This window comes from Streptomyces sp. NPDC050121 (genome assembly GCF_044460385.1).
GTDB classification, from domain to species: Bacteria; Actinomycetota; Actinomycetes; order Streptomycetales; family Streptomycetaceae; genus Streptomyces; species Streptomyces soliscabiei.
In genome coordinates, this window is the sequence record NZ_JBITJV010000002.1 from 126,244 (window position 1) to 142,948 (window position 16,705).

16 protein-coding genes and 1 pseudogene are annotated in these 16,705 nt (G+C 72.1%); 6 read left to right on the plus strand and 11 right to left on the minus strand.

The features are described from left to right. Positions 1–11: 11 nt before the first annotated feature. The 4 genes from ACIBTS_RS02975 to ACIBTS_RS02990 are packed head-to-tail and all read right to left on the minus strand — an operon-like array spanning position 12 to position 4,369. Entirely contained in the window at positions 12–791 is a 780-nt protein-coding gene (locus ACIBTS_RS02975) for a CDP-alcohol phosphatidyltransferase family protein (RefSeq protein ID WP_399316089.1), read from the minus strand. After that, positions 769–1,830 carry an iron-containing alcohol dehydrogenase family protein gene (locus tag ACIBTS_RS02980; RefSeq protein WP_399316091.1) on the minus strand — a complete coding sequence of 354 codons (1,062 nt, stop codon included), beginning with the start codon at positions 1,828–1,830 and terminating at the stop codon, positions 769–771. The genes ACIBTS_RS02975 and ACIBTS_RS02980 overlap by 23 nt, the downstream gene beginning before the upstream one ends. Then, the gene (locus ACIBTS_RS02985) at positions 1,818–2,570 is read right to left on the minus strand and encodes a sugar phosphate nucleotidyltransferase (protein WP_399316094.1); all 753 of its coding nucleotides are present in this window, start codon (positions 2,568–2,570) and stop codon (positions 1,818–1,820) included. Before ACIBTS_RS02985 ends, ACIBTS_RS02980 begins: the two co-directional genes overlap by 13 nt. Further along, positions 2,567–4,369: a DUF5941 domain-containing protein gene (locus tag ACIBTS_RS02990; protein ID WP_399316096.1), complete on the minus strand. Its 1,803-nt coding sequence runs from the start codon at positions 4,367–4,369 to the stop codon at positions 2,567–2,569. Before ACIBTS_RS02990 ends, ACIBTS_RS02985 begins: the two co-directional genes overlap by 4 nt. 333 nt (positions 4,370–4,702) lie before the next feature. On the opposite strand from ACIBTS_RS02990, the pseudogene ACIBTS_RS02995 reads away from it, so the two are divergent. The 3 genes and pseudogenes from ACIBTS_RS02995 (at position 4,703) to idi (ending at position 7,361) form a co-directional block, all read left to right on the plus strand. Next, positions 4,703–5,464, plus strand: a pseudogene (locus ACIBTS_RS02995) (NAD-dependent epimerase/dehydratase family protein). A 160-nt stretch (positions 5,465–5,624) separates the two neighbouring features. Beyond that, positions 5,625–6,566: a cation diffusion facilitator family transporter gene (locus tag ACIBTS_RS03000; RefSeq protein ID WP_399316098.1), complete on the plus strand. Its 942-nt coding sequence runs from the start codon at positions 5,625–5,627 to the stop codon at positions 6,564–6,566. Between the two features lie 201 nt (positions 6,567–6,767). After that, positions 6,768–7,361 carry an isopentenyl-diphosphate Delta-isomerase gene (gene idi / locus ACIBTS_RS03005; RefSeq protein WP_319332263.1) on the plus strand — a complete coding sequence of 198 codons (594 nt, stop codon included), beginning with the start codon at positions 6,768–6,770 and terminating at the stop codon, positions 7,359–7,361. A 3-nt stretch (positions 7,362–7,364) separates the two neighbouring features. Here the strand turns inward: idi and ACIBTS_RS03010 are convergent, their stop codons facing one another. Then, on the minus strand, positions 7,365–7,883 hold the full coding sequence (locus ACIBTS_RS03010) for an ATP-binding protein (protein ID WP_319333276.1): 519 nt from the start codon (positions 7,881–7,883) through the stop codon (positions 7,365–7,367). A 239-nt stretch (positions 7,884–8,122) separates the two neighbouring features. On the opposite strand from ACIBTS_RS03010, the gene ACIBTS_RS03015 reads away from it, so the two are divergent. The 3 genes from ACIBTS_RS03015 (at position 8,123) to ACIBTS_RS03025 (ending at position 11,607) form a co-directional block, all read left to right on the plus strand. Further along, a complete protein-coding gene (locus tag ACIBTS_RS03015) occupies positions 8,123–8,872 on the plus strand; it encodes an enoyl-CoA hydratase/isomerase family protein (RefSeq protein ID WP_399316102.1) in 750 nt (249 codons plus the stop codon). A 108-nt stretch (positions 8,873–8,980) separates the two neighbouring features. Further along, a complete protein-coding gene (locus ACIBTS_RS03020) occupies positions 8,981–9,085 on the plus strand; it encodes an LPFR motif small protein (protein WP_319672481.1) in 105 nt (34 codons plus the stop codon). A gap of 119 nt (positions 9,086–9,204) precedes the next feature. After that, on the plus strand, positions 9,205–11,607 hold the full coding sequence (locus tag ACIBTS_RS03025; RefSeq protein ID WP_399316104.1) for a Tex family protein: 2,403 nt from the start codon (positions 9,205–9,207) through the stop codon (positions 11,605–11,607). Between the two features lie 12 nt (positions 11,608–11,619). Here the strand turns inward: ACIBTS_RS03025 and ACIBTS_RS03030 are convergent, their stop codons facing one another. The 6 genes from ACIBTS_RS03030 to ACIBTS_RS03055 are packed head-to-tail and all read right to left on the minus strand — an operon-like array spanning position 11,620 to position 16,650. Then, entirely contained in the window at positions 11,620–12,204 is a 585-nt protein-coding gene (locus ACIBTS_RS03030; RefSeq protein ID WP_399316106.1) for a shikimate kinase, read from the minus strand. Further along, a complete protein-coding gene (gene aroC / locus ACIBTS_RS03035; protein WP_319672478.1) occupies positions 12,201–13,388 on the minus strand; it encodes a chorismate synthase in 1,188 nt (395 codons plus the stop codon). The genes ACIBTS_RS03030 and aroC overlap by 4 nt, the downstream gene beginning before the upstream one ends. 5 nt (positions 13,389–13,393) lie before the next feature. Continuing rightward, positions 13,394–13,681 carry a hypothetical protein gene (locus ACIBTS_RS03040; protein ID WP_399316109.1) on the minus strand — a complete coding sequence of 96 codons (288 nt, stop codon included), beginning with the start codon at positions 13,679–13,681 and terminating at the stop codon, positions 13,394–13,396. A 32-nt stretch (positions 13,682–13,713) separates the two neighbouring features. Next, positions 13,714–14,907 carry a prephenate dehydrogenase gene (locus ACIBTS_RS03045; RefSeq protein ID WP_399316604.1) on the minus strand — a complete coding sequence of 398 codons (1,194 nt, stop codon included), beginning with the start codon at positions 14,905–14,907 and terminating at the stop codon, positions 13,714–13,716. Then, positions 14,907–15,287, minus strand: a complete 381-nt coding sequence (gene aroH, locus ACIBTS_RS03050; RefSeq protein ID WP_399316111.1) for a chorismate mutase — start codon at positions 15,285–15,287, stop codon at positions 14,907–14,909. Before aroH ends, ACIBTS_RS03045 begins: the two co-directional genes overlap by 1 nt. Position 15,288: 1 nt before the next feature. Then, positions 15,289–16,650 carry a class II 3-deoxy-7-phosphoheptulonate synthase gene (locus ACIBTS_RS03055; RefSeq protein ID WP_399316113.1) on the minus strand — a complete coding sequence of 454 codons (1,362 nt, stop codon included), beginning with the start codon at positions 16,648–16,650 and terminating at the stop codon, positions 15,289–15,291. Positions 16,651–16,705 lie beyond the last annotated feature (55 nt).

Sequence of the window (16,705 nt, forward strand, 5' to 3'; positions counted from 1 at the left end):
TGTGGGCGCGCTCACTTCAGCCTGCTCGACACGAGGATGGACACCAGGTGCAGCAGCGTCTGCAGCAGCGCGATGCCCGCCAGTACGGCGACGCCGAGCCGGGAGAAGAACAGGTCGCCGCGGACCTGGTCGACGACGGCCAGGACCAGGATCAGCAGGGACGCCTCGATGCCGAGGATCAGCCGGTGGAACTTGAGCGCCGAGGCGGCCCGCCGGGCCAGCGCCATGCCCAAGGAGCGCGGTTCGGACGCCGACTCCTTGACGGGCGGCAGCCCGCCCTGGTGGCGGGCGACGCCGACGAGGTCGGTCTCGGCCTTGATCAGGATCGCGCCGAGCGCGGCCAGCGTGCCGAGGAAGGCCCACAGCCAGTCGATCCGGCCGCTGCCCCACAGGTCGGCGGCACGCAGCCCGAAGCCGACGAGGACGGCGGCGTCGGTGAGATACGCCCCGACCCGGTCCAGGTAGACCCCGCCGAGGGAGTACTGCTTCTTCCAGCGGGCGATCTCGCCGTCCACGCAGTCCAGCAGCAGGTACATCTGGACGCACACCACGCCGAGCACGGCGCCCGTGATCCCCGGCACCAGCAGCGCCGGGGCCGCGAGGACGCCGAAGACGGTCATCAGGTACGTGAGCTGGTTGGGCGTGACCCTGGTGTTCACCAGATAGCGGTCGACCCGCAGGGACACCTCACGCATGTAGAGGCGCCCCATCCAGTGCTCACCGCTGCGCCGGTCCTTCACCCCCGGAGGGTGGACGACCGGTCTGAGTTCAGCTACCGATGGCCTTGACATAGTCGGCGTAGATGTCCTTGATCTGTTCGGTCTTGAGGTCGAGGTGTTCGAGGATCGTGTAGCGGCCGGGCCGGGTCTCGGGGGCGAACTCCACGACGCGGACGAACTCGTCCACCGTGAAGCCGATCTCCTCCGGCAGGACCGGCAGTCCGTGCCGGCGCAGCACCTGGGCCATGGAGGCGGACTGTTCGTGGGCTCCGCGCAGGTACATCGCGAAGGCCGCGCCGAGTCCGCACTGCTCGCCGTGGGCGGCGGCGCGCTGGGGGAAGAGCAGGTCGAAGGCGTGGTTGATCTCGTGGCAGGCGCCGGAGGACGGGCGGGAGTCGCCCGACACCGACATGGCGATGCCGCTGAGCACCAGTGCCTCGGCCAGCACCTGGAGGAAGTCGGTGTCCCCGATGCCGCCGGGGTGTCTGAGGACCGCCTCGCCGGCCTGGCGGGCGATCGCGGCGGCGAGGCCGTCGATCTTCTCTCCCTTGACCCGGCTCGCGAGCTCCCAGTCGGCGATGGCCGAGATGTTCGACACCGCGTCGCCGATGCCGGCCCGCACGTACCGCACCGGGGCCTCGCGGATGACGTCGAGGTCGATGACGACCGCGATCGGGTTCGGCACTCCGTAGGAGCCGCGGCCCGCGTCGTTGTCGAGGGTGGCGACCGGCGAGCACAGGCCGTCGTGCGCGAGGTTGGTGGGAACGGCGACCAGCGGGAGGCCCACCCGGGCCGCGGCGAACTTGGCGCAGTCGATGATCTTGCCGCCGCCGAGACCGACGACCGCGTCGTAGTGACCGGCCTTTATGTCACCGGCGAGCCGCACGGCGTCGTCGAGGGTGCCGCCACCGACCTCGTACCAGGTGGCGCCGGGCAGGGCCGGGGTGAGGCGCTCGCGCAGCCGGGCGCCGGAGCCGCCGCTGACGGCGATCGCCAGCTTGCCGGAGTGCGAGATGCGCTCGTCGGCGAGGACCCCGACGAGGTCGTCGAGAGCGCCGGGGCGGATGTCGACGACGACCGGCGAGGGGATCAGCCGGGTCAGTACTGGCACGCGATCTCCCGTCCACGGGCGAGATCGTCGTGGTTGTCGATCTCGACCCACTTGACGTCGCCGATCGGCGCCACGTCGATGCGGAAGCCGCGGCCCACGAGCTCCTGGTAGCCGTGCTCGTAGAACTGCTGGGGGTCGGTCTCCCACACGGTCCTGAGCGCGTCGGCCAGTTCGGGGGCCGCGTCGCCCTCGATGAGGGTGACGCCGATGTACTCGCCGGCGGCCTCGGCCGGGTCCATCAGCTTGGTGATCTTCGTCATGCCCTTCTCGGCGTCGACGACGACCTTCATCTCCTCGTCCGCCAGGGACTTCACGGTGTCGAGGGCGAGGATGATCCTCCTGCCCTGGCCGCGGGCGGCGAGCAGCGTCTTCTCGACGGAGACCGGGTGCACGGTGTCGCCGTTGGCGAGGATCACGCCGTCCTTGAGGGCATCCCGGCCGCACCACAGGGAGTAGGCGTTGTTCCACTCCTCGGCCTTGTCGTTGTCGATGAGGGTGAGCTTGAGGCCGTACTTCGCCTCCAGCGCCGCCTTGCGCTCGTACACGGCCTCCTTGCGGTAGCCGACGATGACCGCGACCTCGGTGAGACCGATCTCGGCGAAGTTGCCGAGCGTCAGGTCGAGCACCGTGGGCTCACCCTCTATGCCCGCGGGCCCCACCGGCACCAGCGCCTTCGGCAGGGTGTCGGTGTAGGGGCGCAGACGCCGGCCGGCGCCGGCCGCCAGCACGAGGCCGATCATGCGGGTTCTCCTTCATCGTGTACGGCGGGAGCGCCGCCCTTGTGGGCAGCCACCCAGAAGCGGATGCTCTCGACGAGCACCACCACGGCGACGGCCACGGCGAGGACCGTGAGCGCGACCTTGAACTGCGAGGCGGTGAGCACCATGGCCAGCACGACCACGACCAGCGTCCGCCCCTCCTGCCCCCCGACGGCGCGCACCAGCCAGGCCGGCGGCGCTCCGGCGTTGCCGCGGATGCGGTACACCGTGTCGTAGTGATGGTAGGCGACGGCGCCGACCAGACCGAAAGCCGCGGGAAGCACCCCCTGCACGTCCGCCCGGGCCGCGAGGATCAGCACCGTGCCGTACTCGGCGGCCCGGAAGAGCGGCGGGACCAGCCAGTCGAGGGCGCCCTTGAGGGGGCGGGCGACGGCGTCGGCGGACAGCAGGACGTACAGCACGACGGCCACGAGGAGCGAGAAGCCCGACCCGTCGAACCCGGCCGCGAGGACCAGCAGGCCGGCGCCGACGGCCGCGGCGAGGGGGGCCGGAATGCGGATGCCCGCGGGCAGGGTGCGGGCGAGCAGTTCGGTCAGGGGCCCGCTGTCCGCGAGGTCCGCGAGGGCCTGCGCCGCCCGGTCCGTGCGCCTGGCCTTGCGGGTCAGGGAGCGCAGGACACGGCCCGCCGTGGTGTAGGTCGCCGCGAACGCACAGCCGATGAGCAGCGCGTAGAAGGTGATGCGGGGGGTGGCGGCCGCGGTCAGGACGGCGATCATCGCCCATCGTTCGCCGATGGGCAGGACTATCATCCGCCGCACCCAGACGGTCCAGCCGACGCTGTCGAGCTTGTCGGAGAGGGCGGCGGTGGGGCTGGTGTTGGCGGTGGCGTCGTGGTTGGCCTCGTTGAACGAGAAGTCGACGACGTGCCGGCAGGTCTGCAGCACCATCGCGCCGAGCGCGAGGGCCCATACGTCGTCGCCGCCGCGGGCCGCGCCGAGCGCGAGGCCGGCGTAGTAGGCGTACTCCTTGGCGCGGTCGAAGGTGGCGTCGAGCCAGGCGCCGAGCGTGGAGTACTGCAGGGAGTAGCGGGCGAGCTGGCCGTCGGTGCAGTCCAGGACGAAGGATGCGATGAGCAGCACGCCGGCCGCGATGAACCCGCCACGGGTGCCGGTGGCCGCGCAGGCCGCCGCGATGAGCGCGGTGATCAGCGAGGCGGTGGTGACCTGGTTCGGGGTGAGGCCGCGGCGCGCGCACCAGCGGGCGAGGTAGCGGGAGTACGGGCTGATGCAGAAGGTGGTGAAGAAGCCGTCGCGGGCCTTCACGGCCGACTTCAGGCGGACGGCCTCGTCGTCGACGGCGGCGACGGCCTGCCGTGCCTCGTTGCGGGCCTGCGGGTCGGCGGGAACCTCGGCGACCAGGCTGCCCAGTTCGGGGCGGTACACGTCGACGCCGTCTGCGTCGAGGGCGGTGACGACACGGTCTGCGAGGCTGCCCACGGCAAGGACGGTGCCGCCGCTCGCGGAGTTCTCCCGGGCCATCGCGCGGGTCAGGGCCTGACGGCCGTCGGGCTGCGCGGTCACGGCACCCGGGATCGCGGCGAGCGGGAAGCGGGGGTCGGTGAGACCGAGGCGCAGCGCGTGCTCGTGGCCCACGAAGCGGGCGTCCACGACGGCGACGCGCTGGTCGCCGGGGACGGCCGCGAGGAGGGTCTCGGCGTCACCGGCGTCGGCGGCGGTCCGCACGTCGTAGCCGAGGGACCGCAGGTCGCCTTCGATCGACGATCCGGGGACCGGCGAGCCGGTGAGGATGGCGGTCGGCAACCGAACTCACTCCCTGGGTCCGACGCGTTCACGCCGGTCATGTACACGATGGGGGCGCCCTTGGCCGCACCGGCGGGTGCACCGGTGGCCGCGCCAGGCGGGCGGCATGTCGGCAGAGGCTATCGGATGCCGGGAAGGCCGGGTTCACCGCCCGTTCAAGGACGATCAACGAGGTCCGGGAGCCCGGCTCGAGTCCGTCTTGAACCGGCCTTTGCCGAGATCATCATCGGTGATCGGCGGCCCGGCCGACAAACCGCGCCCCACAGAGCCGACATCCGGGACATTGCCCGCCGCGCCCGGGTGCCGATACCGGTCCGCACAGGGTCTACAGGCATGTCGTGGCCGATCACCGGCGAAGCCGGATACATCGGGGCACATGTGGTGCGGGCGATGACCGGCACCGGGGAACGCGTCGTCGTCCTGGACGATCTCTCCACGGGCGCCGCCGCGCGGCTGGAGGCGGACATGCCGCTCGTGAAGGGCTCGGCGCTCGACGGCGACCTGCTCGGGCGGGTCTTCGCCGACCACGAGGTGACCGGCGTGGTGCACCTGGCGGCACACAAGCAGGTCGCCGAGTCCATGGCGCGACCCACCCGCTACCACCGGGAGAACGTGGGCGCTCTGGCCGTCCTCCTCGACGCGGTCGCCGAGGCCGGGAGGATCCGACGGTTCCTCTCCTCCTCCCCCACGGCCGTCTACGGCGACCCGGGCGTGGACCTCATCACGGAGGACACCCCGTGCGCGCCGGTCAACCCGTACGGCGAGACCAAGCTCGCCGGGGAGTGGCTGGTCCGGGCGGCGGGGGCGGGCGCACGGCATCGCGACGACCTGTCTGCGCTACTTCAACGTGGCCGGGGCGGCGGCGCCGGAACTGGCCGACAGCGGTGTCTTCAACGTCGCCCCGATGGCCTTCGACCGGCTCACCCGTGGCGAGGCCCCGCGGATCTTCGGCACCGATGGCGCAGGCCCGGGGACGCGCCCTGCGCGGTGGCCTCGGCGGAGCTCGCGGCCCGGGAGCTGGGCTTCGGGGCCCGGCGGGACGTGCGCGAGACGATCGGTTCGGCCTGGCGGGGCCGGCGGTCGCACCACGTCTGAGCAGCAGGTGAGGGCGCCCTGACCTGCAATTCGTTTCCGCAGGTCAGGGCATATGACAACGGTGTTCAGTGCCGCGTTGCCGGATACCCCCCACCCGTAGTTCACTGTGAGCCCGGGCAGAACACGACGGGCCGCGACGGACCACAGAAGGGCTGCTTCCATGGGGGCTGGGCACGACCACGGCCACACGCACACGCACCGGCCGACCACCGGCACGGCCGCTGCGGCGTACCGCGGCAGGCTGCGCGTGGCGCTGTCGATCACGCTCGGCGTCATGGTGGTCGAGATCGTCGGCGGGCTGCTCGCCGACTCCCTGGCGCTGATCGCGGACGCGGCCCACATGGCGACGGACGCGCTGGGCCTGGGCATGGCGCTGCTCGCCATCCACTTCGCCAATCGGCCGCCGAGCGCGAACCGCACCTTCGGGCTGGCCCGCGCCGAGATCCTGGCGGCCCTCGCCAACTGTCTGCTGCTGCTCGGGGTGGGCGGCTACGTCCTGTACGAGGCGCTCCAGCGGTTCTTCACGCCGGCCGCCACCGAGGGCGGGCTGATGATCTGGTTCGGCGTGATCGGTCTGGTCGCGAACATGGTCTCGCTCACACTGCTGATGCGCGGGCAGGCGGAGAGCCTGAACGTGCGCGGGGCGTTCCTGGAGGTGGCCGCGGACGCGTTGGGTTCCGTCGCGGTGATCATCTCGGCGGGGGTGATCCTGGCCACCGGCTGGCAGACTGCCGACCCGATCGCCTCGCTCGTCATCGGTCTGATGATCGTGCCGAGGACGGTGAAGCTGCTGCGCGAGACCCTCGACGTACTGCTGGAGTCGGCTCCCAAGGACGTCGACATGGCGGAGGTGCGCACCCACATCCTCGCCCTGGACGGGGTGGAGGACGTCCACGATCTGCACGCCTGGACGATCACCTCCGGGATGCCGGTGCTGTCGGCGCACGTGGTGGTGCGCTCGGAGGTGCTGAACGCGATCGGCCACGAGAAGCTGCTGCACGAGCTCCAGGGCTGCCTGGGCCACCACTTCGACGTGGAGCACTGCACCTTCCAGCTGGAGCCGAGCGGGCACGCTCAGCACGAGGCACGGCTCTGTCACTGAGCGTGCAGGCGCCATGGGCGTCGGGTGATCCGTAGCGATCCGCACAGGCGTTCCGTACGGTTCCCCGCCGTGGGCGCCGGGCAAGATCACCTACGGGGACCCCTGCCGTGCGCGGGACATGCGCGCTTTCGCGCGAAGCGCCGGGAGTGCCGGGCGCGTACGGCAGACTGGGGGACGCGAGGACCGATGCTAAGGATGGGTATGCCGATCACACCTGCCACCGCGACACACAACTCGTCGAACGGCACCGCGGAAGCGATCTTGCTGGAGCTGGTCGACGAGAACGGCGTCACGATCGGCACCGCGGAGAAGCTCGCCGCCCATCAGCCACCGGGGCAGTTGCACCGCGCGTTCTCCGTGTTCCTCTTCGACGAGCGGGGCCGGCTGCTGCTCCAGCAGCGGGCGCTCGGCAAGTACCACTCCCCCGGCGTGTGGTCCAACACCTGCTGCGGTCACCCCTACCCCGGTGAGGCGCCGTTCGCGGCGGCCGCCCGGCGCACCTTCGAGGAGCTGGGCGTCTCCCCGTCACTGCTCGCCGAGGCGGGCACGGTCCGCTACCACCACCCGGACCCCGACTCGGGTCTGGTGGAGCAGGAGTACAACCACCTGTTCGTGGGGCTGGTGCAGTCCCCGCTGCGGCCGGACCCGGAGGAGGTCGGCGACACGGCCTTCGTGACGCCCGCCGAGCTGGCGGAGCGGCATGCGAAGGACACGTTCTCGTCCTGGTTCATGACCGTGCTGGACGCGGCGCGGCCCGCGGTCAGGGAGCTGACGGGTCCCTCGGCCGGCTGGTGACCCTCACAGGCCACGCACGGGTTTGAGCGGCAGGGCGGCCCAGATCACCTTGCCGCCGCTCGCCGTGTGCTCGACGTCGCACGCTCCGCCCGCCTCCCTGGTGATCTCCCGTACCAGTAGCAGTCCCCGGCCGCCGGTGCGGCCGTGGTCGGCCTCCAGGGCGGTCGGGCGGTAGGGGTGGTCGTCCTCCACGGCCACCCGCACCCAGTCGGCTCCGACGGCGATCTCCACCGCGAGCACGGGCGACAGCAGTGCCGCGTGCCGGACGGCGTTGGTCACCAGCTCGGAGACGATCAGCAGCAGCCCCTGGGCCAGGTCGTCCGAGACGGGCACCCCCTGGCGGTACAGCAGGTCCCGTACGGCGTGTCGCGCCTGCGGTACGGAGGCGTCCACGGCTGCCGCGGTGAACCGCCAGACGCCTTCGTAGGGCAGCGGTCGCGGCACGGCTTCCCGCGGGGAGTCGGGAGGTCCGCCTGGGCCGCCCTCTGGGCGTGGGTCGGGCCCGCGCCCGTGATCGTCCATCGTCCGGTCGCCGCCCTCGCGCTCGATTGTCACCACACGTCGAGTGTTGGTAACGGGACGGCCCCCTCCGGATGACTGAACAGAAGTCAGCAGTTATCGAGCGTTTCCGACCGGCCGCGGATGACCCGGTCGGCCGCAGGACCGTTTCTGTCGTATCCGCGCCGCCTTCGCGCACTCTTCGGGTTGTACGGGTGCGACGACGCCGCTCCCTCCCGCGCGGGGTGGTTAGCATCCTGGGCATGGAGCCCGAACTGCTGTACGGCGTCACCGACGCCGTGGCCACCGTCGTCCTGCACCATCCCGCGAAACGCAACGCCATGACGGCCGCGATGTGGGCGGCGCTGCCCCCGTTGCTGGACACCCTGGCCGCCGATCCCGGGGTGCGGGCGCTGGTGCTGACCGGCGCGGGCGGGACGTTCTGCGCGGGCGCCGACATCTCCACGCTCCAGGACGCCCCGGACGAGGCGCCGGCACTGGCGGTACGCGCCGAGGACGCCGTCGCCGCGTTCCCCAAGCCGACGCTGGCCGCGGTCCGGGGGCACTGCGTAGGCGGCGGCACGCAGCTCGCGGCGGCGTGCGACCTGCGATTCGCCGAGGAGGGCGCGCTGTTCGGGGTGACGCCGGCGAAGCTCGGGATCGTCTACCCGGCCTCCTCCACCCGGCGGTTGGTGTCCCTCGTGGGGCCGTCCGCCGCCAAGTACCTGTTGTTCTCCGGCGAGTTGATCGACACGCGGCGGGCGCTGCGCACGGGCCTGGTCGACGAGGTGCTGCCCGCGGACGCACTCGAGAAGCGGGTCGAGGAGTTCACGCGGGTCCTGGTGTCCCGCTCGCAGCTGACGCAGGCCGCCGCGAAGGAGTTCGCGACCGGACGCACCGACCGGGACGCCCACTGGAGCGCGCAGGCGCGCGGCAGTGGCGAGACCGCGGAGGGCGTCGCCGCGTTCCTGGAGCGCAGGGAGCCGCGCTTCACCTGGACCGCGTCGGACTGACACGAAGGTTGGACGGCTGGGCGCGCGGTACCCGGGGTGCCCGGCCCGAGGGACGCCCGAGCAAGACCCGAGGGCGCCCGAGAGGAACCGAGTGGAAAGGGGACATACGTGTTCCGCGCGATCGCAGACGTGTTGCGGCAGACCGGTTCGGCGGTGGCCACCGTGGTGACGCTGCCGTTCAGGGCCCTGGCCCGGCTGTTCGGCGGAGCCTGAAGGCTCCGCGCACGCCCGCCGGGCCTTCAGCCCCGCCACGAGTGCGCCCTGATCCCCGACTGTCGGTGCCACCTGCCACAATTGCGGCGCAACCTCAGTGGAGAAGGCGGTACGGGATCGTGACGACACCCGGGTCCATCGAAGTAGGGTCCATCGAAGGCAGGATCGCCGAGGAACTCGGCGTACGGGAGCGGCAGGTCAAGGCCGCCGTGGAGCTGCTCGACGGCGGCTCCACGGTGCCTTTCGTCGCCCGCTACCGCAAGGAAGCGACCGAGATGCTCGACGACGCGCAGCTGCGCACGATCGAGGAGCGGCTGCGCTACCTGCGGGAGCTGGAGGAGCGGCGGACGGCGATCCTGGAGTCGGTGCGTGAGCAGGGCAAGCTCACCGACGCACTGGAGGCGCAGATCCGTGGCGCCGAGACCAAGGCGCGGCTCGAGGACATCTACCTGCCGTACAAGCCCAAGCGGCGCACGAAGGCCCAGATCGCGCGTGAGGCGGGCCTCGAGCCGCTCGCCGAGGGCCTGCTCGGCGACGCCACGGTCGACCCGCTCGCGGCGGCGGCCGCCTTCGTCGACGCCGACAAGGGCGTCGCCGATCCGCAGGCCGCGCTGGACGGCGCGCGAGCGATCCTCACCGAGCGGTTCTCGGAGGACGCCGACCTGATCGGCGAGCTGCGCGAGCGCATGTGGGGGCGCGGCCGGCTCGCCGCCAAGGTGCGCGACGGCAAGGAGGAGGCGGGCGCGAAGTTCGCCGACTACTTCGACTTCGCCGAGCCGTTCACCGCGCTGCCCTCGCACCGCATCCTGGCGATGCTGCGCGGCGAGAAGGAAGAGGTCCTCGACCTCGTCCTGGAGCCCGAGGAGCCCTCCGAGCTGCCCGGCCCCTCGTCGTACGAGGGGATCGTCGCATCGAGGTTCCGGATCGCCGACCGGGGCCGGCCGGCCGACAAGTGGCTGACGGACACGGTCCGTTGGGCGTGGCGCACCCGCATCCTCGTCCATCTGGGCATCGACCTGCGGCTGCGGCTGCGGACGGCCGCCGAGGACGAGGCGGTGAACGTGTTCGCCGCGAACCTGCGCGACCTGCTGCTCGCCGCCCCGGCCGGCACGCGCGCGACGCTGGGCCTGGACCCCGGTTTCCGTACGGGCGTGAAGGTCGCCGTCGTCGACGCGACCGGCAAGGTCGTGGCGACCGACGTGATCTACCCGCACGTCCCGGCGAACAAGTGGGACGAGGCGATCGCCAAGCTCGCGCGGCTCGCGAAGAGCCACGCGGTCGAGCTGGTCGCCATCGGCAACGGCACGGCGTCCCGCGAGACCGACAAGCTCGCCGGTGAACTCATCGCCAAGCACCCGGAGCTCAAGCTCACCAAGGTGATGGTGTCCGAGGCCGGCGCCTCCGTGTACTCGGCCTCCGCGTTCGCCTCGCAGGAGCTGCCCGACATGGACGTGTCGCTGCGCGGCGCGGTGTCCATCGCGCGCCGGCTCCAGGACCCGCTCGCCGAGCTGGTGAAGATCGACCCGAAGTCGATCGGCGTCGGCCAGTACCAGCACGACCTGTCCGAGGTGAAGCTGTCGCGTTCGCTGGACGCGGTGGTGGAGGACTGCGTGAACGGCGTGGGCGTGGACGTCAACACTGCGTCGGCGCCGCTGCTGTCGCGCGTGTCCGGCATCTCCTCGGGCCTCGCCGAGAACATCGTGGCGCACCGGGACGCCAACGGGCCCTTCACCTCCCGCTCCGAGCTGAAGAAGGTGGCGCGCCTCGGTCCGAAGGCTTACGAGCAGTGCGCGGGCTTCCTGCGCATCCGCGGCGGCAGCGACCCCCTGGACTCCTCCAGCGTGCACCCCGAGGCGTACCCGGTGGTGCGGCGCATGGTGAAGACCTCCGGGCAGGAAGTCGCGTCCCTGATCGGCAACACGGGCGTCCTGCGCTCGCTGCGGCCGACCGACTTCGTGGACGAGACGTTCGGTCTGCCGACCGTCAGCGACATCCTCAAGGAGCTGGAGAAGCCCGGGCGTGACCCGCGGCCCGCGTTCAAGACGGCCACCTTCAAGGAGGGGGTGGAGAAGATCTCCGACCTGTCCTCCGGGATGGTCCTGGAGGGGGTCGTCACGAACGTGGCGGCGTTCGGGGCGTTCATCGACGTCGGCGTCCACCAGGACGGCCTGGCACACGTCTCGGCCCTGTCGAAGACGTTCGTCAAGGACCCGCGGGACGTGGTCAAGCCCGGCGACATCGTCAAGGTGAAGGTCCTCGACGTGGACATCCCGCGCAAGCGGATCTCGCTGACGCTCCGGCTGGACGACGAGGCGGCCCCGCAGGGCGGCCAGGGCCAGTCCGCCGCCGGCGGCGGCCGGCCCCAGCGCGGCGGGCGTCCGCCCCAGCAGCGCCAGCAGGGCGGCCAGCGCGGCGGCAGCGGCGGCGGTTCCCGCCAGGCGACTTCCCCGCCGGCCAACAGCGCGATGGCCGACGCACTGCGGCGAGCGGGCCTGGTCGACCCGAAGAAGGGCAAGCGCTGAGCACAGGCCCGCTCACGGGCCGGCCCATTCGCCGTACGTGGTGAGCGGGCCGGCCGGGCCGGGCTCTTGTCGGCGGCCGGACCGGACCAGGTTCGGCCCGAGGGCGTCCAGGACGGCTCGGGTGACCTCTTCAGGGGTGCGGCCGTCCGTGGCCACGACCGCGGCGGCGACCGTCTCGTACAGGTGGCGGCGGGTCTTCATCAGGTCCCGCCACTGCTTGCGCGGGTCGGCCGCCAGCAGGGGCCGGGGTGTGTCCAGGCCGGTGCGCCTGAGCGCTTCCTCGACACCGACCGACAGGTGGACGACCCGGCGCCCGGCCAGCAGCGCGCGCGTGTCGGCGTCCAGGATCGAGCCGCCGCCGAGCGCGAGGATGCCGTCGTGCTCGGCGAGCGCGCGGTGCACTGCCTGCTTCTCGATGGCGCGGAAGGCCTCCTCGCCTTCGTCGACGAAGATCTCCGCGATGCTGCGGCCCTGCTCGGCGACGATGTCGTCGTCGGTGTCCCGGTAGCCGGCGCCCAGCCGTTCGGCCAGCAGCTGTCCGACGGTGGACTTGCCGACGCCCATCGGGCCGACCAGGACGACCAGCGGCCCGCTCATCGGATGTGCAGGTGGTCGAGGTACGACCGGACGTTGCGGCGGGTCTCGGGCACCGAGTCGCCGCCGAACTTCTCGGCCACCGCGTCCGCCAGGACGAGGGCGACCATCGCCTCGGCCACGATCCCGGCCGCCGGCACCGCGCACACGTCCGAGCGCTGGTGGTGCGCCTGCGTCGCCTCACCCGTGACCACGTCCACCGTGCGCAGCGCCCGCGGCACGGTCGCGATCGGCTTCATCGCCGCCCGCACCCGCAGCACCTCACCCGTCGACAACCCGCCCTCGGTACCGCCGGAGCGACCCGAGGCCCGTCCGATCCCCGCTTCGCCGGCGACGATCTCGTCGTGCGCCTTCGAACCCGGCATCCGCGCCAACCCGAACCCGTCGCCGACCTCGACGCCCTTGATCGCCTGGACGCCCATGAGAGCGGCGGCCAGCCGGGCGTCGAGGCGCCTGTCCCAGTGGACATGCGAGCCCAGCCCCACCGGCACCCCGTACACCAGCACCTCGACCACACCACCGAGCGTGTCACCGTCCCTGTGCGCCTGGTCGATCTCCGCGACCATCGCCTTCGACGCGTCCGGATCCAGACACCGCACCGGATCCGCATCCAACCGTTGCGTGTCCGCCGGGGTCGGATACACCCCGTACGGGGCTTTCGCCGAGGCCAGCTCGACCACATGGGAGACGATCCCGATGCCGGCCGTCTCCTTCAGATACGACCGGGCCACCGCGCCGAGCGCGACCCGGGCGGCCGTCTCGCGGGCCGAGGCGCGTTCCAGGACGGGCCGGGCCTCGGTGAAGCCGTACTTCTGCATCCCGGCGAGGTCCGCGTGGCCGGGCCGCGGGCGGGTCAGCGGCGCGTTGCGGGCGAGCCCCGCCAGCACCTCCGTATCCACCGGGTCGGCCGCCATCACCTGCTCCCACTTCGGCCACTCGGTGTTGCCCACCATGACCGCCACCGGGGAACCCAGCGTCAGACCGTGCCGGACACCGCCGAGGAAGGTGACCTCGTCGCGCTCGAACCTCATCCGCGCGCCACGCCCGTAGCCCAGCCGCCGTCGCGCCAGGTGGTCGGCCACCATGTCCGTGGTGACCGGCACCCCGGCCGGAAGGCCCTCCAACGTCGCCACGAGTGCGGGGCCGTGCGACTCGCCCGCGGTCAACCACCGCAACCTGCTCGACACCTGTCTCACTGCTCCTCGAAGTCGTGGGCGGTGGCAGGCGATCCGTGCCGGCAGCGCGCGTCGGCCGGGGCGACCCGCACCTCGACGCCCAGCGTGCGCGGGGCCTCCCTGAAGGCGAGGGTGTCGTCGCTGACGAGCGGCGCCCGCAGCACGCTCGTGCCGCTCGCGGCGGCGGCCGGCAGCAACGCCCGGTTGGTGAGACTCTTCGACCCGAGGATCCGCGCGGCCAACGGGGCGTGCGTGTCCCCGGCGGCGTGCGGCTCGCCCGCGGTCGTCCGGCGCGATGCGCCCACGGCTTTCTCCTTCGTCGTCGGTGGTCGGCTCGTCAGCTGCGGGCAGGAGCCCGGGAACGGCCACCGGCCGGGCCGGCCGGCAGCGGGCCGGTGCGCGGGGCCGGTTCGGCTGTGGGAACGGCCGGGGGGCCGGGGTGGCCGGGGGGCCGCTGGACCGTCCATCCGTAGTCCGTGAGGCGGCGGGCCATCCGGACGGCCGAGGCCGGTTCCACCAGGAGTTCGACCAGCCCGCTGCGCTCGCCTGGCGAGTGGTCGATCGACACCTCCTCGACGTTGACGCCCAGCTCCGCCACGGTCGCCAACAGGCGGGCCAGCTCACCGGCCTGGTCACCGATGAGTACGTGCACGGGCGTGCAGTGGGACGGCTTCTCCCCGTGCTTGCCCGGCACCCGCTCACGGCCCTTCCTGCCACGCCCCAGCAGGTCGGCGACGAGCATCAGGCCTTCCGCCCGTTCGTCGGCGTCGTCGGTGGCCAGGCCCCGCAGCGCCGACACCGCCACGGTGAGGTCCACGGCGAGTTCCTGCAGCACATCGGCGACGGCCGCGGCGTTCGCGTCCAGGATGTCGCCCCACAGGCGCGGGTCGCCCCCGGCGATGCGGGTGACGTCGCGTACGCCCTGGCCGGCGAGTTGCGAGGCGTCCTCCGGCATGTGCTCCAGACGCGCCGCCATCAACGAGGCGACGAGGTGGGGGGTGTGGGACACCAGGGCGACCGCCCGGTCGTGGGCGGCGCTCTGCATGACCACCGGAACCGCCGCGCACAGCGACGCCACTTCCAGCGCCCTGTTCAGGGTTTCCGTGGCGGTGTCCGGGGTGGGGGTGAGCACCCAGGAGCGTCCCTCGAACAGCGTGGCGGAAGCGGCGAGCGGACCGGACAGCTCGCGTCCCGCCATGGGGTGTCCGCCGATGTAGCAGGACGGGTCGGCCAGGGCGAACACATCCCGCTCCGGCCCGGTCTTGACGCTGGCCACGTCGGTGTAGCTGCGGGCCAGCCCGTTCGACTGCTGCTTGGCCAGCACCTCGCCGACGCTGCCGGGCGGCACGGCCAGCACGGCGATGTCCGCCGGTGCGGTGGGCGGGCCGACGGTGCCCGCGCCGAGCGCGGCGGCGGTGCGGGCCGCCGACTCGTCCGCGTCGAGCAGATGGACGTGCACTCCTCTGCCGGTGAGCGCGAGGGCCACCGAGGTGCCGATCAGGCCGGTGCCCACGACCGCTGCCGTACGGATCACCGGGCCTCCTCGGCGGTGCCGGCGAGATCGCTGCGCAGGGCTGCGGCGCCGCCCAGGTAGACATGGCGCAGGTCGCACTTCTGCCGGTCGGTCTCGGCGTGCAGCAGGACACGTACGACGCGCGGCAGTGCTCCGGCGACGTCGATCTCCTGGGCGCACAGGAGCGGGGTGTCGGTGATGCCCGACTCCCGTGCGGCCACCGCGGGAAACTGGCTGTGCAGATCGGGCGTCGCCGTGAAGATCACGCTGACGAGATCCCGCTGCTGAAGTCCGTTGGCGTCGAGCATCTCCTTCAACAGGCTCTTGGTGCTGTCCACCAGATGGTCCCTGTCATCCCGTTCGAGCTGGACCGCGCCCCGTACTGCGCGCACTGTCATCTCACTCTCCTCGCGGCGCTCGGCGATGGTGGTACAACTCGGCGACCTGGAAGGCCAGGTCCAGCGACTGGTAGCGGTTGAGCCGCGGATCGCAGGCGGACTCGTAGCGCTGCGCGAGGTCGTCCAGGCGTATCTCGGCGCCGCCGCCCACGCATTCGGTGACGTCCTCGCCGGTCAGCTCGACATGGATGCCGCCCGGGTGGGTGCCCAGTTCGCGGTGGACTTCGAAGAAGCCCTTCACCTCGTCGAGGACGTCGTCGAACCGACGTGTCTTGTGGCCGCTGGGGGCGGTGAACGTGTTGCCGTGCATCGGATCGCAGATCCAGGCGACCTGGGCGCCGGACGCCGTGACCTTCTCCACCAGCCCGGGAAGGACGTCACGGACCTGGCCCGCTCCCATCCGGGTGATGAAGGACAACCGGCCCGGTTCCCGGTCCGGGTCCAGCCGGTCGATGAGCGCCAGCGCCTCGTCCGCGCCGACGGTCGGCCCCAGCTTCACGGCGATGGGGTTGCGGACCCGTGAGGCGAACTCGACGTGGGCACCGTCGAGTTGCCGGGTGCGTTCCCCGATCCAGATCAGATGGGCGGACACGTCGTACCACTGCCCGGTACGGGAGTCCTGCCGGGTGAGCGCCGACTCGTAGTCGAGGAGCAGCGCCTCGTGGCTGGAGAAGAACTCGGTGAAGCGGAACTCGCTCGGCTCCGCCGCGCAGGCCTTGAGGAACGCCAGTGCCTTGTCGATCTCCCGTGCGAGGCGCTCGTACCGCTCGCCGACGGGAGAGCCGGCGACGAAGTCCTGGTTCCAGTCGTGCACCTGCCGCAGGTCGGCGTAGCCGCCGGTGGTGAAGGCCCGGACGATGTTCAGGGTGGCGGCGGAGGCGTGGTACATGCGCTTGAGGCGCTCGGGGTCGGGGGTGCGGCCCTCGGGGGTGAACTCCGGGCTGTTGACCGCGTCGCCGCGGTAGGCGGGGAGCTCGATCCCCTCACGCCGCTCCGTGGGCTGCGAGCGCGGCTTGGAGTACTGGCCGGCGATGCGGCCCACCTTGACCACCGGCACGGATGAGGCGTAGGTGAGCACCGCCGCCATCTGCAGCAGCGTCTTGATCTTGTCCCGGACCTGGTCGGCGGAGACGGCGTCGAAGGATTCGGCGCAGTCACCGCCCTGGAGGAGAAAGGCCTCCCCGCGTGCCACCGAGGCCAGCCGGGTGCGCAGTTGGTCGCATTCGCCCGCGAAGACGAGGGGCGGTGCGGCCGCGAGGTCGCAGAGCACCGCGCCGAGGGCGTGCTCATCGGGCCAGGTCGGCTGCTGCGCGGCGGGCAGGCCTCGCCAGGACTGCACCGGGGGGTTCTGCGGAGAGATCATGGGGTGTCCTTCATCTGTTCCACCTGGGGCACGAGATCCGCCGGGGCGTCGGCCG

Coding starts and splice junctions, on each gene's coding strand:
- ACIBTS_RS02975 (WP_399316089.1), bottom strand. CDS start 791: ATGTCAAGGCCATCGGTAGCTGAACTCAGACCGGTCGTCCACCCTCCG.
- ACIBTS_RS02985 (WP_399316094.1), bottom strand. CDS start 2,570: ATGATCGGCCTCGTGCTGGCGGCCGGCGCCGGCCGGCGTCTGCGCCCC.
- ACIBTS_RS03000 (WP_399316098.1), top strand. CDS start 5,625: ATGGGGGCTGGGCACGACCACGGCCACACGCACACGCACCGGCCGACC.
- idi (WP_319332263.1), top strand. CDS start 6,768: ATGCCGATCACACCTGCCACCGCGACACACAACTCGTCGAACGGCACC.
- ACIBTS_RS03010 (WP_319333276.1), bottom strand. CDS start 7,883: ATGGACGATCACGGGCGCGGGCCCGACCCACGCCCAGAGGGCGGCCCA.
- ACIBTS_RS03015 (WP_399316102.1), top strand. CDS start 8,123: ATGGAGCCCGAACTGCTGTACGGCGTCACCGACGCCGTGGCCACCGTC.
- ACIBTS_RS03030 (WP_399316106.1), bottom strand. CDS start 12,204: ATGAGCGGGCCGCTGGTCGTCCTGGTCGGCCCGATGGGCGTCGGCAAG.
- aroH (WP_399316111.1), bottom strand. CDS start 15,287: ATGACAGTGCGCGCAGTACGGGGCGCGGTCCAGCTCGAACGGGATGAC.
- ACIBTS_RS03055 (WP_399316113.1), bottom strand. CDS start 16,650: ATGATCTCTCCGCAGAACCCCCCGGTGCAGTCCTGGCGAGGCCTGCCC.